General features: G+C 36.7%; 27 protein-coding genes and 1 pseudogene. All 28 read left to right on the forward strand.

The window, feature by feature from the left end:
* Positions 1–72 precede the first annotated feature (72 nt).
* The 28 genes and pseudogenes from RT445_RS03845 (at position 73) to RT445_RS03980 (ending at position 24,051) form a co-directional block, all read left to right on the forward strand.
* The gene (locus RT445_RS03845) at positions 73–495 is read left to right on the forward strand and encodes a hypothetical protein (RefSeq protein ID WP_312507417.1); all 423 of its coding nucleotides are present in this window, start codon (positions 73–75) and stop codon (positions 493–495) included.
* 110 nt (positions 496–605) lie between these two features.
* Complete coding sequence (locus tag RT445_RS03850) at positions 606–905, forward strand: hypothetical protein (RefSeq protein ID WP_312507416.1); 300 nt, start codon at positions 606–608, stop codon at positions 903–905.
* Entirely contained in the window at positions 902–1,441 is a 540-nt protein-coding gene (locus RT445_RS03855) for an ERCC4 domain-containing protein (RefSeq protein WP_312507415.1), read from the forward strand. Before RT445_RS03850 ends, RT445_RS03855 begins: the two co-directional genes overlap by 4 nt.
* Positions 1,442–1,554: 113 nt before the next feature.
* A complete protein-coding gene (locus tag RT445_RS03860; RefSeq protein ID WP_312507414.1) occupies positions 1,555–2,229 on the forward strand; it encodes a hypothetical protein in 675 nt (224 codons plus the stop codon).
* A 22-nt stretch (positions 2,230–2,251) separates the two neighbouring features.
* Positions 2,252–2,653: a hypothetical protein gene (locus tag RT445_RS03865; RefSeq protein ID WP_312507413.1), complete on the forward strand. Its 402-nt coding sequence runs from the start codon at positions 2,252–2,254 to the stop codon at positions 2,651–2,653.
* A 130-nt stretch (positions 2,654–2,783) separates the two neighbouring features.
* Complete coding sequence (locus RT445_RS03870) at positions 2,784–2,885, forward strand: hypothetical protein (RefSeq protein ID WP_313469774.1); 102 nt, start codon at positions 2,784–2,786, stop codon at positions 2,883–2,885.
* Positions 2,886–3,074: 189 nt separating this feature from the next.
* Positions 3,075–3,242, forward strand: coding sequence for a hypothetical protein (locus RT445_RS03875; protein ID WP_312507412.1), 168 nt, complete (start codon positions 3,075–3,077; stop codon positions 3,240–3,242).
* Positions 3,243–4,059: 817 nt separating this feature from the next.
* On the forward strand, positions 4,060–4,296 hold the full coding sequence (locus RT445_RS03880; protein WP_312507411.1) for a hypothetical protein: 237 nt from the start codon (positions 4,060–4,062) through the stop codon (positions 4,294–4,296).
* Positions 4,297–4,437: 141 nt separating this feature from the next.
* Positions 4,438–5,145 carry a hypothetical protein gene (locus tag RT445_RS03885; RefSeq protein WP_312507410.1) on the forward strand — a complete coding sequence of 236 codons (708 nt, stop codon included), beginning with the start codon at positions 4,438–4,440 and terminating at the stop codon, positions 5,143–5,145.
* Between the two features lie 84 nt (positions 5,146–5,229).
* Positions 5,230–5,607, forward strand: coding sequence for a hypothetical protein (locus RT445_RS03890; protein ID WP_312507409.1), 378 nt, complete (start codon positions 5,230–5,232; stop codon positions 5,605–5,607).
* Between the two features lie 308 nt (positions 5,608–5,915).
* Positions 5,916–6,290: an HNH endonuclease gene (locus RT445_RS03895; RefSeq protein ID WP_312507408.1), complete on the forward strand. Its 375-nt coding sequence runs from the start codon at positions 5,916–5,918 to the stop codon at positions 6,288–6,290.
* Between the two features lie 135 nt (positions 6,291–6,425).
* A complete protein-coding gene (locus tag RT445_RS03900) occupies positions 6,426–6,944 on the forward strand; it encodes a phage terminase small subunit P27 family (RefSeq protein ID WP_312507407.1) in 519 nt (172 codons plus the stop codon).
* Positions 6,941–8,644, forward strand: a complete 1,704-nt coding sequence (locus tag RT445_RS03905) for a terminase large subunit (protein WP_313469745.1) — start codon at positions 6,941–6,943, stop codon at positions 8,642–8,644. The genes RT445_RS03900 and RT445_RS03905 overlap by 4 nt, the downstream gene beginning before the upstream one ends.
* 15 nt (positions 8,645–8,659) lie before the next feature.
* Positions 8,660–9,898 carry a phage portal protein gene (locus RT445_RS03910; protein WP_396631779.1) on the forward strand — a complete coding sequence of 413 codons (1,239 nt, stop codon included), beginning with the start codon at positions 8,660–8,662 and terminating at the stop codon, positions 9,896–9,898.
* Positions 9,891–10,640, forward strand: a complete 750-nt coding sequence (locus RT445_RS03915; RefSeq protein WP_312507405.1) for a head maturation protease, ClpP-related — start codon at positions 9,891–9,893, stop codon at positions 10,638–10,640. The genes RT445_RS03910 and RT445_RS03915 overlap by 8 nt, the downstream gene beginning before the upstream one ends.
* 72 nt (positions 10,641–10,712) lie before the next feature.
* Positions 10,713–11,894, forward strand: coding sequence for a phage major capsid protein (locus RT445_RS03920; RefSeq protein ID WP_312507419.1), 1,182 nt, complete (start codon positions 10,713–10,715; stop codon positions 11,892–11,894).
* Between the two features lie 76 nt (positions 11,895–11,970).
* Positions 11,971–12,246 carry a collagen-like protein gene (locus RT445_RS03925; RefSeq protein ID WP_312507404.1) on the forward strand — a complete coding sequence of 92 codons (276 nt, stop codon included), beginning with the start codon at positions 11,971–11,973 and terminating at the stop codon, positions 12,244–12,246.
* A 29-nt stretch (positions 12,247–12,275) separates the two neighbouring features.
* Entirely contained in the window at positions 12,276–12,608 is a 333-nt protein-coding gene (locus RT445_RS03930) for a head-tail connector protein (protein WP_312507403.1), read from the forward strand.
* A 148-nt stretch (positions 12,609–12,756) separates the two neighbouring features.
* Positions 12,757–12,921: pseudogene (locus tag RT445_RS03935) on the forward strand (phage head closure protein); the annotation flags it as partial.
* The gene (locus RT445_RS03940; RefSeq protein WP_312507402.1) at positions 12,922–13,326 is read left to right on the forward strand and encodes an HK97-gp10 family putative phage morphogenesis protein; all 405 of its coding nucleotides are present in this window, start codon (positions 12,922–12,924) and stop codon (positions 13,324–13,326) included.
* On the forward strand, positions 13,323–13,667 hold the full coding sequence (locus RT445_RS03945) for a hypothetical protein (RefSeq protein ID WP_312507401.1): 345 nt from the start codon (positions 13,323–13,325) through the stop codon (positions 13,665–13,667). Before RT445_RS03940 ends, RT445_RS03945 begins: the two co-directional genes overlap by 4 nt.
* 19 nt (positions 13,668–13,686) lie before the next feature.
* On the forward strand, positions 13,687–14,271 hold the full coding sequence (locus RT445_RS03950) for a major tail protein (RefSeq protein WP_312507400.1): 585 nt from the start codon (positions 13,687–13,689) through the stop codon (positions 14,269–14,271).
* A gap of 72 nt (positions 14,272–14,343) precedes the next feature.
* Complete coding sequence (gene gpG, locus RT445_RS03955; protein ID WP_312507399.1) at positions 14,344–14,655, forward strand: phage tail assembly chaperone G; 312 nt, start codon at positions 14,344–14,346, stop codon at positions 14,653–14,655.
* Between the two features lie 203 nt (positions 14,656–14,858).
* Positions 14,859–19,835: a phage tail tape measure protein gene (locus RT445_RS03960; RefSeq protein WP_312507398.1), complete on the forward strand. Its 4,977-nt coding sequence runs from the start codon at positions 14,859–14,861 to the stop codon at positions 19,833–19,835.
* 12 nt (positions 19,836–19,847) lie between these two features.
* Positions 19,848–20,726 carry a phage tail domain-containing protein gene (locus RT445_RS03965; protein ID WP_312507397.1) on the forward strand — a complete coding sequence of 293 codons (879 nt, stop codon included), beginning with the start codon at positions 19,848–19,850 and terminating at the stop codon, positions 20,724–20,726.
* A gap of 2 nt (positions 20,727–20,728) precedes the next feature.
* Positions 20,729–21,826: a siphovirus ReqiPepy6 Gp37-like family protein gene (locus RT445_RS03970; RefSeq protein WP_312507396.1), complete on the forward strand. Its 1,098-nt coding sequence runs from the start codon at positions 20,729–20,731 to the stop codon at positions 21,824–21,826.
* Complete coding sequence (locus RT445_RS03975; RefSeq protein WP_312507395.1) at positions 21,827–22,720, forward strand: hypothetical protein; 894 nt, start codon at positions 21,827–21,829, stop codon at positions 22,718–22,720.
* The gene (locus RT445_RS03980) at positions 22,720–24,051 is read left to right on the forward strand and encodes a hypothetical protein (protein WP_312507394.1); all 1,332 of its coding nucleotides are present in this window, start codon (positions 22,720–22,722) and stop codon (positions 24,049–24,051) included. Before RT445_RS03975 ends, RT445_RS03980 begins: the two co-directional genes overlap by 1 nt.
* The last annotated feature ends 123 nt before the right edge of the window (positions 24,052–24,174 follow it).

The following is a 24,174-nucleotide window of genomic DNA, read 5'->3' on the forward strand; positions in this document are numbered from 1 at the left end:
TAGTAACACTTCGGTAATTTATAGTGATTTTCCGTAACTATTTATTAACTGCTTTTTAATCGAGGTGATAGATTGCAAGTCTTAATGTTTCTATCAATTATTTGGAAATCAGGAGCAACGATTTATCTGAAAGAAAATGATGTTCATATAGATCATGGTGATAACATTCCAGCGGATGCAATAAAGGCTGGAGAAAGCATTTTCGAAGATATAAAAAAGTGGCTTAAATCTTGGGAAGAAGCTAGTGGCATCGATAAACACATGCGAATGATGATACATCAAGCCTGTGGATGGCAGCACAATCCGAAATTGAATGAATGGATATGCGAGGACGTTGATTCATTAATGTTGTTCATGGAGTGGCAAGAAACATTAGCTAAAAACGGATGGAACGACATTTACACAGACTATCGACAATTTGAAAATGAAGCTTCAAATGTCATGAAGAAAAAATTGTACGACAGTGCTGTTTTATATGCTAATCAAAATAAGTGATTTAAGGGGCATATAGGTTAAGTTGATGTTTTATATGCTAGCAACTTTTAAACGGCTTAAATAAAGCAGAACTAAAGGAAAACAAAGCAAAGGTGAAGGAGGTTACACCAATGTTGGATGTAATGGTGAATGATGAATATAAATTAACGAGTGATGGTATGCAAATTGTTATTATGCGAAAGCACATAGTTGATCCAACGAAATCGCCAATTTTTGACGAAACAAAGCATTCTGCTGAAATGCGTGAAGAGTGGAAGACGTGGAAGTACTGTGGAAAGGTAGAACAAGCTCTTGAAGTAATTTTACGACAACGTGTATTTGAGTCAGAAGCAGCTACGCTTAAAGAGTTACATAATGAAATTGTTTCATTCAAACGTGAAATACATGGAATGTTAGGTGATTCACAATGATTTACTACCATTACACGGATGCTGAATTAAACAAAATCTTAAAAACCATGACAATCGTGGTTGATACACGTGAACAAGTAAACGGCCATATCCTTGATTATTTACGCAGTAAGGATGTACCAATCAAATTGAAAAAGCTCGACACTGGCGATTACACAGCTATGCTACCGAAAAATGAAGAGCTTGGCATTATGCGAGATATTTATTTGAACAGTGGAGTTGAACGAAAAGCAAGTGTAGATGAGATTGTCGGAAACTTAGGTAAGGACGAGCGTACACGCTTTGAAAATGAATTAATTCGAGCGAAGGATATGCCATTCACCATCCTTCTTGAAGATCCAGAGGGATATAAAAAAATACTAAATGGAACCTACAGAAGTAAATACGATCCACTTGCATTACTTGGCTCGTTGAATACTTTCAAGGCTCGTTACGGCTTCGAAATTGTCTACTTAGACAATAAGTTTAGTGGAAATTGGATATATCACCATTTCTATTACCAAATGAAGAACTACCTAAAAAGAGGGGTATTCTAATAGGGTTAGAACAGGAAGAAAAAATTAAATATATTGAATTATATTCCAATAAATTAAGTCTAACTCTATAATCATAAAAGAAATTACTTTTTATGATTGGAGTTAGATTGTATATGAAAAAACTTAATTATTTTAAAATCGGAATTGGTTGGGCAATATTTGCAAGTTTCGTTATGCTTGCAGGAGCATTGAACCATGATAAATTTCCACAAGGATTCGAATATTTTTATGATAAAGGCGGTTTAGGGATATTAGTTGCTTCATTTTTTTATATAGTTGCTAACTTTATAATTTTTACTTTTCCTGCATTTTTAGTTTATAAATCAGGCGAATTATCAAATAAACAAAAGAAAATTACTGCTAATAATAAACTATTAGCTTTTTTTAAGAAAACGATATTTTTTTTAAAGAATGTAATACCAATCATAATTGTTTTCTTGGCTTTATATTTGATAGCAGCAGGTTATAGAGGAGATATATTTACAGATAGTTTATCCGAGTTAACAGATTATGGTTATTGTATCGGGGTAATTGTCACTGCAATGCTTTTCGGCTTTAGAGATTTAAAGGATGTGGAAGATACTCAACAGAAACATGATAGTGAATTATCGGAAATGAAAAGAAGTCTTTCTGAATATGAAGCTAAATATAAAAAAATGAAAAATCGTTATACTGAGATGAGAAATAAAGGAAAAAGAGAATTAGCAAAACTAGAAAAGAAATATCAACTTGAAGATTCACAAAATGAATTTTATGTTCAGGATACTATAGCAAAAATCAAGAAATAAACAAACAAGGTAGGTGCTGCACATGCATTACGAGTGGTTAAAAAACTTTCAAAAATTAGAGGATGAAATTGCAGACATCGAATTTAATTTAGAACGTAATAAGAAGGAATTGAAACGTTGGGTGGAAGGAGATCTAACGAAAGTAAAATTAACTTCAGAAAGCCACGGAGCTCAATTAGAAGAAATTATTGAAGCTGCTGAACGTGAGTTAGCGCATAAAATGAATGACTTGGAGGAAATGAAAAATTTAATTAGCTCTTTCAGAGGGTTAGATAATCAAATACTATACAAGCATCATGTGGAAGGCAAAACGCTTATCTCCATTGCAAATGAGTTAGATAAAAGTCCAAACTACATTTACAACAAACACGCTCAAATTATGAAAATGGTTAAGTATAAATATGCCGAAAGTGTAAATGGGTGATTGAAAGATTTTGTTCGCTATTGACGTTCAAGGAATATAAAACGCGTTACAGAGTACGAGAAGAAGCTTTTAGAGGTACAAAATCTAATTGAAAGAGTTGCTGGATAGAGAAGTTCAAGTGTTGAACTGGATGTTAGACGGCAAGTCACAACTTTGGATAGGTCAACACATGGCTTTGTCAGCAACGAGCATTAAACGTATTAAGGATAACATTGTGAAACAGATTGATTGAATGATGTAGGGGCTTCGTGCCCCTTTGAAAGAAAATGTTCAGTAAGAGATAGAAAAGCAGAAAGGGAATTTTCATAAAGTAGAAATCAATTTCTCTAATGTACAATCAAAAATAATAAATAAAAAGCTAATTTTACATAGCAATTTGAGATTGATAAATATTGTGAAGCATAAGAGAGGAGAAATATAAATGAATCAGGATATTGAACTGTACGATAAAGTGATTTATTACAAAGGTAGAGTATGGACAATTTACGCTTTGTCAGGGAATCGGGATGGTGTGTTTGCTTACCAAGGTTTGAAACCTACGAAACATTCAAATATGAATCTCAATCAAACCGAAATATCGCTTACTTAAAGATGGATGAAGCCTTGAATTTTTAACTTTAATGAAAATGAAGTTATAACAATTGAAATAATTGAGTAGAAGTACTTAACCAATAAAAAAGGTTGAGTGCTTTTATTGTGCAATATAGTGTATTGCATTAGTTTAAACATTAAATATCCAGAGTAGGGTAAAAGATTTGTCTCTTGAAAAAAATTTTTAAAAACTTGAAGGTTTTTTACATATAATGTCTAATATAGTAAATGTAACATAAAAAAACAGTTGAAGGAGTGAATGTATTAATGAAAAAGAAAAAAACAATATGGTCAGTGGCTACAGCAACTCTTCTAGTTGTAACTTTATCATTTGGTGCGAGCGCAAGCGCGACAAACGATCAAGGAGGAGGTAGCAGCGGAGGGTATCCTTCTAAACCTCCAACATGTGTTCCTGGAAAGGCATGTCCAATCCAACCTTAAATGTTTAATGAAAACTAAACAACATTCAAAGGGCACCCAAATAAGGGTGCTTTTTTCCTTCCTGCTGAATGACGTTAAAAGTCAAAAAGAATTCCTAACGATATGTAAATACTATTCCAAACCTAACTTAATGTAATGTTAAGTTGTAATTAAATTATAGAACCTATTGAATAATCGAGATATTATAGGAGTATCAAAAAGCGCACGGAAATGCGTACAAAATTTCCATTACAAAATAAACACGTTTACCGCTTGTACGTGTATGTCAGAAACAAGCAATTGAGACTACTAAATTGGTAGTCTCTTTTTGTAAATCAAATTATTGGAAAGCTCATCCTTTCAACCTATAATTAGATTGAAAGGAGTTGATAACTATGGAATATTTAAAAATTGTTCAACAACATAAATTGCCAACAGGAGTATGTGTTGATGAGTATTTAGTAACGAAATATAAAAACTCTCATTGGATGAAACACGCAAATGTAGTAGAATACAGCGCTTTATCACAAGGGAAAAGAGTATTTTATAAATGGTTAATACAATCAAAAGAAATAGTTGCAAATAATGATAATGCAAAAGAAATTACTCCTGAACCGATTAAGATTGTATAAAATTTTGATACTAAGAAGTCACATCTAACAAGGTGTGGCTTTTTATTATTATTACAATGAATCAGGATTACATTCATAGGAGTGTAGTCTTTATTTTGCTCTCATGATAATATCAATTTAGTAAATTATGGGGGTATTATGGTGAAAAAAAGTGAGGATTTATTAGTTAAATTTTTGATTGCATTAGCTGGACTTACAATTGGTGTAGTAGTGGTACTTACTATTATTGCATTTCAAATAGGTGTTGAGGAACTTGAAAAGCCAAATAGAATCGCTATTATTAGTGGCTTGTTAAGTATGGTTGGTGGAATCGCAGGGGCATTCGGTGCTTACTTCATTGCTAGAATGCAAATGACAAAACAATTAGATTTACAATATAAAAAAGAAGAAGAAAAAATGATTAAAGAAATAAAAATAAATAATTATTTAAAAGCATTAGAAAACGGTGATGCCTTGTTACAATCTTTGAGTAAATTACATCGTTTGTTACTAGAAAGTTTAATTGATATTAGTGCGGATGATCAGTCTTTTATAAAATACGAGAAAAATATTAACACTCAACTACAAGAAATTAAAGCACTCTCCACAAAATTAAATATTTATGAAGTTTTTTACGACCAAAACGCATTATTTCATTTCAAAAATATTAATAAGAATATAAATAGTATGAATACAGAAGTATTAGAAAAATGGTTGGGTTATTGTCTTAATAAAGAAGATTTAAGAAAATCTATTAATAATTTAGAAAGCACCTCTAAAGAATTTGCCAAAATGATAGAAAAACCAAGAACACATGTCATTAAAATACTCAGTATCACTCAACTCTATTTGAAAAAAGCTACAAATTAAAAAACAACTATGATATATAAGTCATATCTAAAATGGTATGGCTTTTTATTATGCAATTAACTATGAATTGTGGAGGGCTGAACAATGAATATTGGCTATAGATGCATGGACAATCCTGATCATTCTTTTAAATCTAGAAGTAAATACATGGATGGGGTGAGTTGTCCATTATGCCAACGACCAGTGCTACCTACAGGTTTTGGAGAAGATGAATACAGTGAACTACCTGTTTACGAGGACCTGAAAAAACAATGCAAAGATTCTAAAAAGGAAAAGGATTTAAAGCGTCTCGAAAGTATTAAAAAGTCTGGAAGGTTCACAATGACAAATCGTGATGGACCAGGTGAATTAGTAAGTAGTTTACGTAAAGAAGACTTTGATTGGTTGGTAGAACAACTTGAAAGACGAATGAATAAAGGTTTAGGAAAAGACTTACCAACACGATTAGAAGGTAGTGAATAACATGGAACCAATCTACGCTAAGTGCAACAAGTCATGTGGTCATAAGTTCTACGTCAAGCATTTCAAGGTAGACAAACTGGATAATAAAGTAGAGAAGACATACTTTAACTGTCCTAACTGTGGACGTGAGTATGTCTGTTTTTATACTGACGAATCAATACGCAAACTTCAAGCGAAGATGCGAGAGCTACACCGTAAGATGAAGTGGGCTGATGCTGATGGGCTGAAGCAGTTGATACAGGGTGAGTCACAACTAAAGGACACCATAGCACAGCGAATGGCTAGTGTTAAGCAAGAGGTAGAGCAGCATGAACAGTAAACCTCTACGACCATGCAACAAGCCTGGATGTCCTAACTTAACACGTGAAGGATACTGTGGACAGCACAAGACGGCTAAGGCAGACAACAACCGATACTACGACAATTATTCTCGAAACAAAAAACATGATCAGTTTTACCATTCGGCATCTTGGAAACGAGTTCGAGATCTGATTCGGATTCGGGATAACGGTTTGTGTTTTCAATGTCTGGAAGATAAACGAATAACAGTCGGAGTTATTGTTGACCACATTGTGCCGTTGTCCATTGACTGGTCCAAAAGATTAGAAGAATCAAACTTACAATTGCTTTGTCAGTCGTGTCATAACAAGAAGACAAACGAGGATGTACAGAAATACGGTTGAAAGTAGGATAGCCCCCCTCTATTCGGTTTCCAAGGGGTGGGTGCCCCTACACCGGCTGCCCGATTTCTTCGCAGAAAAATCCGTTTTTGAATATTTTTTCTGGAAGGCTAAGGAAAAAGAAAGTAAGGTGATAGTATGGGAGGTCGAAATAAGCAGCCATTGCAAGTGATTCTAGGGAATGGACGCTCGAACCATTTGACAAAAGACGAGATAAAAAAGCGTCAAAAACATGAAGAAAAGATGCGCGGACCGGCTGAAAACATTGAAATTCCAACGTATTTAACAGCTGCTCAAAAGAAGGAATTTGCAGAGATTGCTGAAAAGCTTGTAGCACTTCAAATTTTCAGCGAGCTTGATGTTGATTCTTTAGCGAGGTATTTGGACTCGAAACACCAGTACCTACAACTGGTGAAAGACATTAGAAAAATTAAACCAACAGAAACAATTGAGCAGGAAAACGGCAAAAAAATTACGATTGCTAATGAGGATTATCCGAAATTGCAACGTACCAAAAATACCTTGTTTAACGAATGTCGTTCTGCAGCTGCTGATCTTGGACTTACTATTACATCACGTTTGAAATTAGTCATTCCTTCACCCTCACCTGTGGAAGGCAAAAGCGAGGCGCAAAAGCGTTTCGGTGATAGGTTATGAATTGGGTTTTAGAGCGGGTTTTTAACTACTGTGATGATATTTTAAGCGGGGAAATTAAAGCTAGTATCAAGCATAAATGGGCGGTGCAACGCTTCTTAAAAGACTTTGAGGATTGTCAAAATGATGACAGTCCTTTTTATTTTGATGAAGAAGTGGCAGAGGATTTCTATTGGTGGGCCAATGAGTTTGAACATGTTGAAGGTGTTTTAGCTGGTGAAAAGGTTCAACTTAATGATTTTCAACTCTTTATTTCTGTTAATATCTTCTGCTTCAAAAAGAAGCGAAATGGAGCCCGCCGATTCCGTAAGGTTTATATACAGCTTGCTCGTAAAAATGCTAAGTCTCAATTCTTAGCTATTGTTGGTTCTTACATTGCATTCCTTGGTGACGAGAAACAGCGTATGTACATTGCTGGATGGCAAAAAGACCAATCAGACGAAGTATATATTGCGGTTCGGGATGGGATAAATTCAAGTGAATTATTGGATGGTAGATGGAAAGAAGCCTATGGAAAGATTGAAGTCTTTAACAACGGATCTGTCATTGTCCCATTATCACGCGAAACACGTAAAACAGGTGATGGTAAAAACCCATCGGTTGGAATTGTGGACGAGTATCACAATCATCTTACATCTGAAATATACGATGTTTTGTTATCAGGGATGGTTGCTCGTAAAGAGCCTTTGATGTTTGTTATTACAACAGCAGGATTTGATTTAAGTCGGCCATGTTTTGTTGAGTACGAATATGTATCACGCATTCTAAATCCTGATGACGATACAGAAAATGATGATTACTTCGGTATCATTTGTGAGTTAGATCCGGGGGATGACATAAAGGATGAGAGCAATTGGATTAAGGCAAATCCGATTGTTGCTACGTATGAAGAGGGCCTTGCATCCATTCGTTCGGATTTGAAGACAGCTCTTGATGTACCTGAAAAAATGAGGTCGTTTTTAACAAAGACTATGAATATATGGGTGGACATGAAAGAAGGAGGCTACATTCCTGCGAATAAGTGGAAGGCAGGACAAATTGAAGCCTTTGAGATGACTGGCCGTGATGTTTATATAGGGGTCGATTTATCCAAGAAGATTGACTTAACTTCAGTTGGTTATGTTTTCCCTACAGATTATGGCTACCATGTTGGACAACACTCATTTATGCCTGAAGAGGCGTTAGCGGAGCGTAGAGCAAAGGATAAAGTGCCATATGATGTGTGGATAGAAGAAGGTTGGATGGATGTTACACCAGGCGCTGTAGTTGATTATAGCTATGTAGAGCAATGGATTATGGATTTTATCAATAACAATGAATTAAATGTAGTTCTATTTTGTTACGATCCTTATGGTGCCACACAGTTTGCCCAAAACATGGAGAACTATGGGCTAACAATTGTGGAGGTCCGACAAGGGTTCCCTACATTATCTGAACCTACAAAAGAATTTAGAGATTACGTTTACCAAAATAATGAGCATCAAAAGAAAATCACCCATGTTGGTGACAAGGTATTATCTTGGGCAGTCGGTAATGCTATTGCTGAAATGGCAGCCAATGAGAGTATTAAACTTTCAAAATCGAAGTCAAGAGAGCGAATTGACCCGATAGCGGCCATTATTACAGCGTTTGTTCAAGCTAGATTTTCAACAAATGAGAGTGGAGAAGGCAATATCAGCTTTATTTCAATTCAAGATTTATAAGAAGGAGGTGAGAAATTGAAACTATGGCAACGTATTAAAACTACAGCATACATGGCATATGCAGGGGCTACTACAGGGTGGAAAGGTTCTACATGGGATTTTACTAACTGGTTTGGACGAACCTTTTGGGGTATCGATAATAGCCAGTTAGCAACTAATGAAACGATTTTCAGTGTTATTAGTCGTTTAGCTAACACAGTATCAGCACTACCTATCAAATTGCATCAACATTATGATGTGATACAAAACGAAGCTTCTGATGTGCTTATAAATGAGCCGAACCAAAACATGAGCAGTTTTGATTTGCTTAATGCACTTGAAGTCAGCCGGAATGAGACAGGAAATGGCTACGCAATTATTCTACGCGATATACGTTTGCGGCCTAGTGAAATCATTCCCTTAGATCCATCTTGCGTGACTGAATTTATCAATAAAGATGATGGATTGTTGTGGTACCAAGTGCAGGGTGAACGAGGGACGATGTTTGTAGCAAATACAGACATGATTCACGTTAAGCATATTCGAGGACCTGCTCGTATTAGAGGTTTATCGCCGTTGAAAGTATTGGCCAATACAATCAAGTATGATAAGGCAGTTCAAGAGTTCTCGCTTTCTGAAATGGAGAAAAAGGAATCATTCATTTTGAAGTATGCGGCTAACTTGGATAAAGACAAAAGAGCTGCAGTGATAGCTGATTTTAGACGGTTTTATAAAGAAAATGGTGGCATTTTAATGCAAGAACCTGGTGTTGAGATCACCGAAATGAAAAAACAATATTTTGCATCCGATACATTGGCATCAGAGCGGATAACGCGCTCAAGAGTAGCCAATGTTTTTAATGTGCCGGTATCCTTCTTAAATGATGTGGAAGGCGGAACAATAGCATCCAATGAACAACTAATGATTCAATTCGTAAACATGACGTTGTTGCCTATTGTAAGACAATACGAACATGAATTTAATCGAAAACTACTTACTAAAGCTGATCGTAAACAAGGTATGTACTTCAAATTTAACCTTGGTGGCCTATTACGAGGCGATACAACAGCGCGTACTAACTTCTATCAAGCAATGTTACGAAGTGGGGCAATGAAGCCAGACGAGGTACGTATGCTTGAAGACTTAGCTCCAATGGGTGGAATGGCAAATGTGCTTTGGATTAGCGGTGATTTATATCCGCAGGAAATGGACCCAACATTGCGGAAGTCCTCTGCTACTCCATCAAATGTGGAAGGAGGTGGGAAAAGTGAATAAAAAACAGAAGGAAAAGTTCTTCAACATGAAGCTATCTGCAGATGGTAATTCTGCTGATATTTTTATTTATGGTGAAATTACTAAATGGGCTTGGGAAGAGTTTGGAGAGGTTTCATCGATCACATTCAAAAACGAATTAGATGCATTAGGTGATGATGTAGAAACAATTAACTTATACATTAATAGCCCAGGCGGAAGTGTTTTTGAAGGGTTAGCAATTGGTACTATGTTAAAACGCCATAAAGCTAGAGTGATTGCTCACGTTGATGCTTTAGCAGCTTCAATTGCATCTGTAATCGCTATGTTTGCGGATGAAATAAGGATGGCATCAAATAGCCTATTGATGATTCACAATGCTTGGACTTGGGCAAGTGGTAATGCAGAGCAACTTCGCAAAGCCGCTGATGACATCGAACGTATTAATGAGTCTGTTATCCAGTCTTACTTAGATAAAGCTGGAGACAAATTAAATATGGATACTTTAAAGTCTCTTTTAGATGCCGAAACATGGTTATCTGCTGAAGAGGCTTTTAATTATGGGCTATGTGATGCAATTGACAATTTTAATGAAGCGGCAGCGTGTATTGAAGAAAAGTTAATTAAACAATACAAAAATGTACCACAACAACTTCTGCAGCCAAAAACAACTACACCAGCAATGAGTGTGGAGGAAAAAGAATTACGTGAAAAAATCATTGCAGATTCAAAGGCGAATCTAACTTATTTAAACACAATACTATAACTTTTAGGAGGTTTTCTAACTATGAAAACACAAACAAAAAAGCTATTAAAATCATTAGAACAAAAAAATACAATGAAAATGCTTTTACCACTTAATATTCAATTCTTTGCTGGTAAGAAAACAATTTATGAATTAAAACAGGCAATGGCAACAATTGGCCAACAGTTAGCAAAAACCGAAGAAGACTTAGCTACAAAAGCTATGGACCCAACTGCTTCACTTGATGATATTAAAGCAGCCCAAACTTCCAAAGCTGATTTACAAGCTCGCTTTGACGTAATTAAGCAACAACACGATCAACTAGAAGCTGAACAAGCTGCAAAATTTACTCAACAAAATAACTTAGGTGGTATCGAAGATCCAAAACAAAAAGTAATTTCTGCAAAAGCTTCTTTAATTCGTTCAACAATGCGTGGTAAGTCAATCGATACAGATATTCGCGCAGCGCTTGGTGATGATTCATCTACAGGTGGTGGCAAATTCCTACCTAAAACTGTTTCAAATGATATTATCATGGAGCCATTAGCAAAAAATCCTCTGCGTGGACATTCAGCAGTAACGAATATTCCGAACCTAGAACTACCTAAATTAAGCTATACACTGGATGATGACGACTTTATTGCAGATACAGAAACTGCTAAAGAGCTTAAATTAACAGGTGACACAGTACTATTTGGACGTAACAAATTCAAAGTGTTTGCTGGTGTTTCTGAAACTGTTCTAAATGGTACAGATACAAACTTAGTGCAACATGTAGAGAATGCACTTAAATCTGGGGTTGCTGCAAAAGAGAAAAAGGTTGCATTTGCAACTACTCCTAAAGCTGGGGAAGAACACATGAGTTTCTATTCAACTCAAAATGGAATCAAGGTAGTAACTGGCGCTGATAAGTACAAAGCAATTAAAGCAGCAATTGCAGATTTACATGAAGATTACCGTGAAAACGCAAAAATCTTTATGACATTCGCTGATTACTCTGACATTATTGAAACTCTTGCAAATGGTAATGCAACTTTATATACTGCTCAACCAGAGCAAGTATTAGGTAAACCCGTTATCTTTGCAGATGGCGCTACAAAGCCGATTGTTGGTGATTTCTCTTACTCTCACTTCAACTACGATATTGGTGAATTATTCGAGCGTGATAAAGATATTAAAACAGGTATTGAGCAGTTCGTAGTAACAGCATGGTTCGATCATCATATTAAATTAAAATCTGCTTTCCGTATTGCTGAAGTAAATGCCACTCCCTAATGAGGCGGTGTCCATTGGAGATGCCGTAATTGGTGAAAGTTTAACTGTTCAATAAATACAGAGGAGGCAATTAATAATGGCTACAAAAGAAGAATTAAAAGTACTATTTGCTACTGGGAAGAAACCAACAGGTGATGATTTTACCCAGTTGATTGATGGTGTAGAAGGACCTGTTGGCCCACAAGGTCCTGCTGGTGTAAAAGGTACGACTGGAGCAAAAGGAGATAAAGGTGATACAGGTGTAGGAGTTAAGTCAATCGCTTTAACTGTGGATACAGATGGTAAAGTAACTGGTGGAACAATGACTTTAACTGATGACTCTACTGCACCTATTACTGTAACTACTGCTTAAATGCTTTTTATAGAAATGAGTGATAAAAATTGACATTACTCGATGAATTAAAAGAATATTTACGGATTGATGGGAATGACGAAGATCGTTCTCTTTCTACTATTCTGCAATCATCCATTTTTTATTTGGAGAATGCAGGTGTGAAACAGCCAAGCGATTATTATTTAACTGTGGAGGACAAAGATGTGTTTGCATTACATCGATTAGCTATTATGATGCTTGCTACGCACTTTTACGAGAATCGTATAACTATTACGCCTTCCACAATTAAAACAGCTCAACAACCCATACCTTACGGCTTACAGTCGTTGATTTTACAGTTAAAGTGGGTGAATCCAGATGAACTATCGCAACAACAATAATGTTGGCCGGATGAATAAACGCGCTACTTTCTTAAATCCGCCGGGTACAATCACAAACGGATGGCCTAGTGATGAATGGACTAAACATGAAACCGTATGGGCAGAATTGAAGACTGCATAAGGTTACAAATTATTTAGTTCTGATGCTACGCAATGGCAAGGGAAATGTGTTATTGGTATTCGTTACCGTAAGGACATTACAGAAAACATGCGTGTTGAAATTGCTGGCAAAACATACGAAATGGATGCACCACCAATCAACGATAATGGCGATAATCAGTGGCTCACAATCTTTTTGAAAGAGGTGATGTAGATGCAATTAGAGATGCAAGGACTGGAAGCTTTGCTACAGAATCTTACGAACCTACCACTAGAAGAGGCGGATGAAAATAGAGCACTTAATGCAGCTGCTAAAGTTGTAAAAGAGGCCGTTATTGAAGAAGCGCCTGTAGATGATGGAACGTTAAAGAAAAACATCAAGGCACAGCGTGCAAAAGATGGTGAAGCAAAAGTTCATACTGGTGGTGCTTATCATTCACATTTAGTTGAATTTGGCCGTTCTGCAGGTAGTAAATATGCTCTTAAAAATGGAGTGCGACAAAAAGTCACTTGGGGCTCTACTGCACCTAATCCATTCTTTACACGCGGACTAGAAAGAAGCAAAGGCAGAGCAGTTGAAGTGATGAGTGATGAGATTAGAAAGGCATTGAGACTATGATTGATATTACTGCACATGTCACAGGTATTTTGGCACCACTTAATTTAAGTGTGTATTTTAATAGCGTTCCAACAGGTGCCACTATACCAAATCAATACATTACATTCTTAGAAATCGATGCAAAGCCAGCGCTTGAAGCATCTGATCAAGAATATGAAACTGAACGACTTATCCAAGTCAACGTTTGGTCGAAAGCCAATTACTATCAGCTTGTGGAGGACATTAAACGATTGATGGAATCGGCAGGTTACGAAAGAACATTCGAATATGATGCACCAAAACAAGAGGGCGATTCTCACTTTAACAAAGTATTGAGATTCGCCTTTTATGATGAATATTAAACATTAGGAGGTCATGAAAATGGCAGCTACAACGGTAAATGAAAAACCACAAAAGATTAGTTTAAAACGTATCCACTATGCACTAATGACAGATGAGCAAGCAGAGACTTGGGGAGATGTGAAAACATTAACAATGCCAATCTCTTTAACACTTACACCTAACTTTTCTGAAGCTTTTTTAGATGCAGGTGATCGTGTAGTGGACCAAGAAGCACAAATGGACTCAATTACAATTGCAGGAGAAACAGCAGATTTACCAACAGAGGTTTTAGTTGATTGGTACGGACACAAAAAATCATCAGAAGGTGGTATTGTAACTAACTCCAATGACACACCAAATGCCATTGCAATTGGCTTTGAATCAGGATCTAAACTTGTTTGGTTCTATAAAGCGAAATTAAAACCAGGTGAAGAATCGAATGCTACACGTAAAAAAGGTGAAACAAGTTATAAAGTGTATCCGTTTGCTGGTGAGGCATTACCTTTAATTGATGGAATTATCAAACATACAGTAGATACACGTGATGCAGGGGTAACAGCTACAGCAGAAACATTCTTCGCTTCAGTTGCAAAACCTACTGAACCAACAGTACCAACACCTTAAACAGAAGTCCTTTCGAGGGCTTCTTTTCTTTTAAATTAAATCAAAGTGACTAACGAAAAGGATGGATGAAATATGCAAATTACATTACGAATTGATGGACAGGATAAAACATTTACAAATGACTTTGTGAAGGCACGTGTTTTCCGAAACGCACTTAAAATGAATGAAAAAATGCGTTCGGAAGGTAGCGAAATTTCTGTTGAAACTTTTGATGAAATGATCGGATTTGTTGTGAATGTTTTTGACAATCAATTCACTGTGGATGACGTATGGGATGGTTTAGAAGCAGGACTTTTACAAAACGAAATTATGCGCGTATTCAACAGCGTGCTTAATATCGGTGGACTGGAAACTAAGTCTTCCATAGATGATGAGGGAAAGTAAGTGGCCTAACAGCCTATCAAAATATCAAAAAGTTCTATCGTGATTTATTGAAAGCTGGTTACAAGCTACATGAAATTGATGAAATGGATATACATTTCTGGTTTGAACTATCAAATGAAGATGATGAAGAAATAGAAGAGGTCACAGCCGACGAAATTAGTTGGTTGTGATTTTTATTTTTGCCAAAAAGGCGGTGAGAAATTATGGCGAGCTTAGGAAGTTTAGAAGTCAGTCTAAGTTTAAACGCATCGAATTTTAACGGTACTGTTGCACAGGTAAATCGTAATATGAAGGCGATGGGTAGTGAGTTACAAGCAATTCGAGCAAGAGGCACTGAATATGAAAACTCATTAACAGGACTTTCTCAAAAGCAAAATGTTCTATCACGATCTTTTGATGCGGCTTCTATTAAGTTACAAGAACAGCGACGCAGATATGATGAACTTGTGGCTTCTGGAACTGCATCGTCAGCGCAAATCGAAAGACAAGCCAATGCAGTTAACCAAGCACAAGCACAATATAATCGTTTAGAACGTGAGTTAGCAGAAGTTACAGAACAATTACGTATCCAGTCATCACAGTGGACTCAAGCTGGTCAACGCATGCAAGAGGTGGGCGGCAGATTAACTTCTATCGGTGATGGAATGTTGAACGTTGGTAAGAAATTATCAATGTATGTCACTGCACCAATAGCAGCAATGGGTGCTGGGGCGTTTAAAGCAGCTGTAGAATTTGAATCAGCCTTTGCAGGTGTTAGAAAAACTGTTGATGCCACTGAATCAGAATTCCAATTCTTCTCCGATGAGATTCGAAACATGTCTAAGGAGATACCTGCTGCTGCTACAGAGATTGCAAAGGTAGCTGAAGCTGTTGGGCAACTAGGGATTAAGAAAGAAGCAATTATAGGCTTTACACGTACAATGACTGATATGGGAGTAGCAACAAACATGTCAGCGGATGAAGCAGCGACTGCACTTGCAAGGTTTGCGAACATCACTAAGATGTCACAACAGGACTTCGATAAATTAGGCTCAACAGTCGTTGATCTTGGTAATAACTTTGCTACTACTGAATCAGAAATCATTGATATGGCCCTTCGTTTAGCGGGTGCAGGTGCTCAAATTGGTATGTCTGAAGCTGACATTCTTGGTCTTGCTACAGCCTTATCATCTGTTGGTATTCAAGCTGAAATGGGTGGTTCGGCCTTATCACGTGTAATGGTACGAATGCAAGTTGCTGCATCCACAGGTCTTGGACAAATGGACCAATTAACTCAAAAGACCGGTATGTCTTTACGAGAGTTGCAAATGCTTGCAGCTAACAACAGTATGGATTTTACAAGTTTGGCTGACTCACTAGGCATGACCAACAAAGAAATGAAGAACATTGTTAACGCAGGTGTTGACTTAGAAAACTTTGCAAAAGTTGCTGGGATGACTAGTAAGGACTTCAAAGAGGCATTCGAAAAAGATGCAGTTGGAGCAATTGGAGCATTTGTAAACGGTCTTGGCACAGCAGAACAAGCAGGGGATTCAGCTATCAACATGCTTCAAGAAATGGGTATCACAGAAATTCTTCTACGCGATTCATTACTACGTGCAGGGAATGCTAACGAACTATTCACAAGCTCGATAGACGTTGCAAATAAGGCTTGGGATGAAAATGTTGCTTTAACCAATGAAGCTGAACAACGTTACAAAACAACTGAATCACAACTGATTATTTTGAAAAATAAAGTTGTCGACTTAGGAATTACACTAGGAAACATATTAATCCCTGTTGTCTTATCTATTGTTGAAGTAGTTGGTCCTTGGATTGAAAAATTTGCAAGCCTTAGTGAGGGCACACAGAAACTAATCTTAGTTTTAGGTGGTATAGCAGCTGCTATAGGACCAATGATACTTGTTGCAGGTGCACTTGTATCGAGTGTAGGTACCATTGTTTCAGCCTTTGGATCAGTAGCATTAGCGATAGGTGAAGCTGGCGGTGTCGTAGCATTATTGACTTCAAAATTAAGCTTTCTTGGTCCAGCCTTTTCAGCTCTTACTGGTCCAATTGGAATCACTGTAGCTGCCTTAGGTGGACTAGCAATTGGAGCTGTAGCATTTGCCAAACATATGAGCAATGATGCTCTTCCAAGCGTTGAAAGGTTCGGAAAAGGTGTCTCTGAATCAACAAAGAAAGCATTAAACAGCTTCTTTGATCTAAGTGATGGAGCATCACAGTCTGTAACAAACATGTATGTGTCCTCCACAGAAGTTACTTCAGAAATGGCTAAAGAGCTCACTTCAAAATTCGATCAGATGAATAAGCAGATTGTAGAGGGCATGAAGAAAAGAAATGCTGATCAACTATCTGATTTACAAGATTTCTTTATGTTCTCATCTGCCCTATCTTCTGAAGAAGAACAGAAAATTATGGCTGATACACAAAAACGTAATGAATGGCAATTGAAAGAACAAAATGCCATGAATGAAAATGTTAAAGCCATTATTCAAAAAGCAGCAGATGAAAAGCGTGAACTGACAGAACGTGAGCATGAAATCATCAATAATTACAATCAAATGATGAAAGAAAATGCTGTTAGAACGTTTTCTGAAAGTGAACTTGAACAGAAGGTTATTTTGGAGCGTATGAAAGAAAATGCTTCAGTCATTTCAGCACAACAAGCAGCAGAAGTTGTGAAAAACGCTGTAAAACAAAAAGAAGAAGTAGTTAAAGAAGCGAATGAAAGCTACGAGAAACGCATTGCTCAAATTATTCAAATGCGTGATGAGTCTGGTGTGATCTCTGCTGAACAAGCTGACAAAATGATTGCTGAAGCTACTAAAGCTAAAGACCAAACAATTTACCTAGCTGAAGAACAACATCAAAAAATTGTAGAAACAGCCCAGAAACAAGCAGAGGAACATGTAGACAAGGTTAATTGGGAAACTGGCGAAATCTTATCTAAATGGGAAGTTTTTAAGAATAGACATTCTGAAATATTCGACACCATCGAAGAGTATTACAACAAAGTCATGGATGCCCTAAAAGAGGCTACTTCCACTGCTTATGAATTTATTAAGTCAGTTGTTGATGAAAAGTTAAGTGGTGTTGTTGAATTTGTAAAAGAACAACTAGATAAGTTAAAAGAATTTTGGGATGAAAATGGAGAAGCTATTTTAACAATAGTAAAGCTCTTCTTTGACAATATACTTTCCAACATTGAAATGGTTATGGGTTTAATCAAAGGTGTTTTTGAGATTGTTTGGCCAATAATTTCAGCGCTCGTTAAATTTGTTTGGGAAACAATTAAATTAACAATTGGCAATGCACTTGACCTTATCTTAGGTATCATTCAAACAATCTTAAAACTAATTCAAGGGGATTGGGAAGGCGCATGGAAATCAATTAAAAAAACTGCTGAAAATATAATGAATAATATCATAAAGTATTTTAAAAGTATTGATCTATTCCAGGTGGCTGTAGATATTTTACAAGGTTTTATAAATGGATTTGGTTCAATGGCTGAGGCGGTTTGGAAGAAAGCGGAGAGTGTTGCAGGTAGTATCGAAACAGCAATCCGGAAAAAATTAGACACACATTCCCCTTCTCGTGTAATGATAGCGATTGGTAAAGATGTAGGTGAAGGTTTAGCTATCGGGATTGATTCTACTCAAGAACGCAATGAAAATGCCATGAAAGAGCTAGGACAACTATTAATTAATGCAGCGAAAGCAAACCAAGCAGAAGTTACTAAAATAGCTGATGAAGCAGAGAAAAAACGTACTAAAATCCAAGCAGATGCTGCTAAAAAGAAACTCGATATTGAAAAGAAATTAGGCGTTGATTTACAAAAGGCTAACAATACGATTAATTCAAGAAAAAAAGGTGCAACAGCTAACGATACTTTAAGAGTTCAACAATTGAAAGAAACAGCAAATGCGAAACTCGTTAAGCTTGAACAAGATACTCAAGAAAAATTGAAAAAGATTAATGATAAAGCAACGACTGATATGGTCAAGAAGGAAGAAAAAGCAGCAAGTGAAAGATTGACAGTCATTAAGCGATTTATCGATGATAAAAAGTCTACGGATGAACTGTCTCTAATAACTGAAGCTCATATTTTAGAACAGTCGTTAAAGTTGTTTAAAGATGGAACGAAAGAAAAGATCGATATTCAGAAAATGTATAAAAAAGTGACTGAAAGTATCATCAAAGAAGAGGAAACAATTAATAAAACTTACCTTGATAACGTTAAAAAGCTGAATGATGATTACATCAAAGAAGAAGAACGTTTAACTAAAGTTTATGAAGATGAATTTAAGAAACGTAGAGATGCGTATTATTCATTTGCGGGTTTATTTGATGAAGTTGCACAACGTGATGTTTCAGGTACTGCGCTTATAGCTGCCTTACAGTCTCAAGTTACTGCTTTTGAAGATTGGCAGAAAAATATAGCAAGTCTTGCTTCAAAGGGTATTAACGAAGGATTACTTGCAGAATTACAAGAAATTGGACCAAAAGCAGGTGCTGAAATTGCAGCATTAAATACTTTGACTGAACAACAATTGGCAGAATACACCGAACTGTGGAAGACAAAGAATGAGCAAGCACGTAAACAAACGGAATCAGAGCTTACAGAATTAAAACAAAATACCGAAAAACAAATTAATGATTTACGTTTGAAAACAACAGAACAGCTTCGCATTTATCAGAATGAGTGGCGAAACAGTATGATTGCCTTAAAAGGTAATGTAAAAACTGAATTGGCTGAAATGCCGAGTATCGGTATGTATGCGGTGAGTGGTTTAATTGAAGGTATGATGTCCAAACAAGGGGATTTAATGAATGCTGCTCAAACACTTGCAGGGATGGTAGCAAGTGCATTTGCTGGAGCTTTAGACATTCATAGTCCGTCAAGAGTTATGAAAGGTTATGGTATTAATATAGGTGAAGGTTTAATTTTGGGTATTAATGAAATGGTAGGAAAGGTTGCTGGAGCCACTAAGCGGTTAGCAAAGGCAGTAACTGATGGAACCGTTAACTCAATGCCAGGAAACACAACGTCTTCAACAACAAATAATACAGAGAATACCTTTAACTTAAATGTAACTAGCCCTAAACCACTAGATCCGTATGAAACGGCACGATTAAGTAAAAACGGATGGAAAGAGATAGCACTACAAATTGGATAGCGAGGTGAAACCATGCGTACATCATTTGGATTTAACGAAAAATTAGTTTTCCACAATAATAAGGGACAGTCACTGGAAATATCAGTGACAAGTCCTTTTTTCTTGCAGTCAGCAGATGGGATTGATTCGTTAGAGAATGAATTCTATAGCGTGAAAAACTATAACGAAGATGGAACAAATATAAAGGGCTCTAGTGTCCGTGAAAGAAACATAGTTGTAGGTGGCCAACTTAGGCGACAAGATAAAGAAATGAATCGCCAAAAGTTAATTCGTTTTTTTAATCCGAAGAACAGGTTTATCTTAGAGTACACAAACGGTGACATCACTCGATTTATCAAATGTCGTGTAGAAAAATCACCTGTTATTAGTAAACATATATGGCCAGAATTCATGATTTCATTTTTATGTCCTAATCCATGGTGGTATACAGAGGAACAGAAATACGAAATTGCTATGTGGGTAGCTGCTTTTGAATTCGAACTTGAAATCGATGCCGATAAAGATGGTATTGAAATGGGTTATCGTGAGCCAAATAACGTGGTCAATATCTTTAATGACAGTGATACAGCTTCGCCATTACGCATCCAGTTCACAGCTATTGGTAGTGTAGTTGATCCTTATATTGAAGTCGTAGATACTGGTCGGATTGTCAAAATTGAAGGCACTTTACAGGGTGGAGATGTCGTTACTATTAATACTCAAAGAGGTAATGAATATGTCATTCTTGAACGAAATGGACAACAAATCAATTATTTCAATTACCTTTCCTACGATTCAGATATTCAGCTTAGTGTGGATGTTGGAGATAATCTAATTCGCTATGATGCTGCTGAATTTGTCTCTAATTTAGAGGTGTCTATTTACTTTACTCCTCAATTCGTGGGGGTGTAATCATGCTCTATGTATGTAATGAAAACTTCGAACGATTAGGATTCATCGGAAACTTCTCGTATCTCCTGTGGAGGAAAAAGTATGGGCCAGGTAGTGAGGCAGAAGTACACGTTGATGTGACTTCTAAAAACATTGAGTTGCTTAAAAAGGGCAATATCATTTTCCGCCAAGATGATAACGAGGCTATGTATATTTACTACCGGCAATTCGATGATAGTAGTGGCGTGGATCAGTTAGTTATTAAATGTTTCTCTTTAACACGATGGACAGACCGTAGAATATTATGGAAGCAATATGATTTTAATACAACACCAGAGAAAATTATGAGACAAATTATTACCGAAACAATGGTTAGTCCTACTGATATAGCACGTAAAACTACTCAAGTGCAACTAGCACCATTGCGAAATATTGGCCAAGTTATTCAACAGCAGATTTCATATAAATCAGTCTTTGAAGTATGTGAAAAATTATGTACAACATACGATCTCGGAATGCGTTGTTTATTTGATGGCCGAACACTTAAATATGATATTTATGAAGGTACAGATAGAACCATTAATCAAAGTTTAAATCCTCGTATTATCTTGTCAAAGAATCGTAGCAACTTACTTAAAAGAATGTATGAGGATGCTGATAACGATTTAAAAACAACTGCTCTTATTGGAGGAGCAGGAGAAGCAACTGCACGAAAGATGGCTACAATCGGGACATCTTTTAAAGGCCTCAATAGGAGAGAAATTTTTATTGATGCCAGGGAAATATCTGATACAAGAGATGTAGGGGGCGAACAAGTACCTATTCCATCAGGTGAATACAACTCTTTACTAGTAGCAAAAGGTAAAGAAAAAATAGCTGAATATACAGAGTTTATTGGCTTTGATTGTGAGTTAGATGTTACCAAAGAAAACACTAAATACAATGAAGATTTCTTTTTAGGTGATTTAATCACAATTAAAGATGATGAACTTGAAATTTTAATGAATAGTCGTGTTATGCAGGCTGACGAAGTATTTCAGCAGGACGGTAAATCTATCTATGTAACGGTAGGTAAGTCAGTTCCTACTCTTCCACAGGCTATTAGAAGGATGGTGAAATAAATGATTAAATTCGGGATGTTCAATTCAATTAATGGGGATAGACGATATAAAGCAGAGGATTTCGCACAGTATTTTGCAACGTTTATTGGCAATGGTATATTCGTCAAGCCTTCTGATTGTCTCCAGATTTTTGCTAATGGAGATTCAATGAGTGTAACTGTCCGAGCAGGAAAAGCATGGGTTAATGGCTACTGCTTAATCAATGATGATAATTATAACTTACCACTTTCTGTTGGTGATTCGACACTCAATCGAATTGATCGGATTGTTATAAGATTAGATTTTGTCCAACGTAAAATGAGTGTGGAGGTCAAGAAAGGTACATTATCCGCCTCACCAGTTGCACCTACTTTAAAACGTGATGCAGATGCTTATGAGTTAGCATTAGCTGATGTTTATATAGCAAAGGGTGCATTAACAATCAATCAAGCTGCTATTACTGATACTCGTTTAAATAATAATTTATGCGGTCTTATGCATGGTGTTGTAAATCAAGTCGATACCACAACTATTTTTAACCAATATCAACAATGGTTTAATGATTATTCTGTCACAAAAGCTCAAGAGTTTTTAACATGGCAAACTAATGTCACTTCGGCTTTAGAGAACTGGATTGATGCACAGGAACAAGGCTTTGAGGCTTGGCGACAAGCAGAAGAACAGCTTTACTATACGTGGTTAAATGGTAAGAGGAATGAGTTCGACTCTTGGTTTGCTAAAATTAAGGACATTCTTGATGAAAATGCTGCTGGAAATTTAGAATTGAGGATTGAAACCCATGAGTGGGCCGATAGACCTCACTACAAGATAGACCGTGTTACTGGGAAGAAGTATTCAACAGGTCTAGTTGTTATTGATGGGAAGATATTCCTTGAAACGGAGGAGATTGTGTAATGACGCTAACTGAATTAGCTAATCAACCTACCCAGGAGAAGATACTAGAGAAAGTTGAAAACATCGACTTGTATTCCGGCACAACAGTCAATGCCGATGGGAAGAAATTAGTCCCTGTAACTCAAGACGCTCTTGTCCCACGACTCATGGTGGCGGATTTCCCAAACGCTATTACGACTGTAGCAATATGGGATAACTTCTTGTTTCAGAAGACTTTTAGTTCGTTCTCTGGATATTTATACAATAGAACTACAGGCGAAACTACTAGAATCGAATTTACTAGTGATATTGTAAGAAATCTAAGTCCCGTGCTTGGAAACTATCAGCACACGGGTAAGTATATGTGTAATGATAGTTTTGCAGTTATCAATGATCCAGATGTGGGTCCGGTTTTACTATATACTGGCGTATATAGTTCGCAAGGTAACTCATGGGCGATACAACTCGAATTGAATCGTATTAAAGGTCTAACCATCCCTTATGGATTAGGCGATCAGGCATTACCCCTAACAGGATGGTCGTCGACTGCTCCTAAAGTTTACCAGACTAGGAAATATGTAATATTCCATAGAAATGGTATAGCTTCAGATTATATACTAGGGAATAAGAAATTTGACCAAATTACCAACCCTCTTAAGAGAATAACATGGACTCCCACACCACAAATTAACGGTCAATCTATTGTGGCGATATACAGAATTTCGGATGCTATGTTAGAAGACCAAGATGTCATGTTGGTAACTGGTGCTACTAGTGCACAAGTTGGGGGCACCCCTACTGCTGGATTTGTGGCACACATTAATATTGTAACGAAGCAAGTTTTATCATATGTTATGTTACCAACGACAACTACTGCACAAAACCTAGGTGAAGCCCCAATATATCAAAATGACAATGGTATGCAGATATATACAGGTGGAGCTAGCCCAGCATCGGTAATGTATCTAAACCGAAATACTTTAGAGTTCAAGACTTTATATAATAGATACGTATTCAACTATGGACATGTGATAGCGGTTGATGACGAATCAATTACTTTAGAGGCCGACTCTCATCAGGCAGCATTAGGTACAGACGTGATATCATCAACTATTCGTATGAGAAGGGAACGTATATTTTTCGACGGGCGCATAAGCGAGGTTGTTCCTGTCGGATTAATGCCGCTCGAATATGTGGCAAGTACCCTGAATACCGCTGGTCAGGTAAATGCCTTAGTGGGTTGGAATGGGGATAAATATATAGCCACTTATGGTGTGGGTACTCATTATGTCGGTATGTATACTGCCGAATGGGATCAAGTTATCACATCTTATAAGGAGGTGATAGAATAATGATATGGCTATATCCAGTCGGTGATACATTTACAGTATTTTATGTTAAACCAAACTTAGAAGGTCTTATCGAGCTTGACAGTCTACCAGAAAGTTCGGGTATCTTACGACGGGCAGAAGATG

Origin of the sequence: Lysinibacillus sp. (assembly GCF_032093475.1) — a bacterium.
Lineage (GTDB): Bacteria > Bacillota > Bacilli > Bacillales_A > Planococcaceae > Lysinibacillus > Lysinibacillus irui.

Coding starts and splice junctions, on each gene's coding strand:
- RT445_RS03925 (WP_312507404.1), top strand. CDS start 11,971: ATGGCTACAAAAGAAGAATTAAAAGTACTATTTGCTACTGGGAAGAAA.
- RT445_RS03940 (WP_312507402.1), top strand. CDS start 12,922: ATGCAATTAGAGATGCAAGGACTGGAAGCTTTGCTACAGAATCTTACG.
- gpG (WP_312507399.1), top strand. CDS start 14,344: ATGCAAATTACATTACGAATTGATGGACAGGATAAAACATTTACAAAT.
- RT445_RS03975 (WP_312507395.1), top strand. CDS start 21,827: ATGATTAAATTCGGGATGTTCAATTCAATTAATGGGGATAGACGATAT.
- RT445_RS03850 (WP_312507416.1), top strand. CDS start 606: ATGTTGGATGTAATGGTGAATGATGAATATAAATTAACGAGTGATGGT.
- RT445_RS03880 (WP_312507411.1), top strand. CDS start 4,060: ATGGAATATTTAAAAATTGTTCAACAACATAAATTGCCAACAGGAGTA.
- RT445_RS03865 (WP_312507413.1), top strand. CDS start 2,252: ATGCATTACGAGTGGTTAAAAAACTTTCAAAAATTAGAGGATGAAATT.
- RT445_RS03920 (WP_312507419.1), top strand. CDS start 10,713: ATGAAAATGCTTTTACCACTTAATATTCAATTCTTTGCTGGTAAGAAA.
- RT445_RS03870 (WP_313469774.1), top strand. CDS start 2,784: ATGTTAGACGGCAAGTCACAACTTTGGATAGGTCAACACATGGCTTTG.
- RT445_RS03905 (WP_313469745.1), top strand. CDS start 6,941: ATGAATTGGGTTTTAGAGCGGGTTTTTAACTACTGTGATGATATTTTA.
- RT445_RS03945 (WP_312507401.1), top strand. CDS start 13,323: ATGATTGATATTACTGCACATGTCACAGGTATTTTGGCACCACTTAAT.
- RT445_RS03875 (WP_312507412.1), top strand. CDS start 3,075: ATGAATCAGGATATTGAACTGTACGATAAAGTGATTTATTACAAAGGT.
- RT445_RS03965 (WP_312507397.1), top strand. CDS start 19,848: ATGCGTACATCATTTGGATTTAACGAAAAATTAGTTTTCCACAATAAT.
- RT445_RS03895 (WP_312507408.1), top strand. CDS start 5,916: ATGAACAGTAAACCTCTACGACCATGCAACAAGCCTGGATGTCCTAAC.
- RT445_RS03860 (WP_312507414.1), top strand. CDS start 1,555: ATGAAAAAACTTAATTATTTTAAAATCGGAATTGGTTGGGCAATATTT.
- RT445_RS03855 (WP_312507415.1), top strand. CDS start 902: ATGATTTACTACCATTACACGGATGCTGAATTAAACAAAATCTTAAAA.
- RT445_RS03960 (WP_312507398.1), top strand. CDS start 14,859: ATGGCGAGCTTAGGAAGTTTAGAAGTCAGTCTAAGTTTAAACGCATCG.
- RT445_RS03970 (WP_312507396.1), top strand. CDS start 20,729: ATGCTCTATGTATGTAATGAAAACTTCGAACGATTAGGATTCATCGGA.
- RT445_RS03900 (WP_312507407.1), top strand. CDS start 6,426: ATGGGAGGTCGAAATAAGCAGCCATTGCAAGTGATTCTAGGGAATGGA.
- RT445_RS03890 (WP_312507409.1), top strand. CDS start 5,230: ATGAATATTGGCTATAGATGCATGGACAATCCTGATCATTCTTTTAAA.
- RT445_RS03980 (WP_312507394.1), top strand. CDS start 22,720: ATGACGCTAACTGAATTAGCTAATCAACCTACCCAGGAGAAGATACTA.
- RT445_RS03950 (WP_312507400.1), top strand. CDS start 13,687: ATGGCAGCTACAACGGTAAATGAAAAACCACAAAAGATTAGTTTAAAA.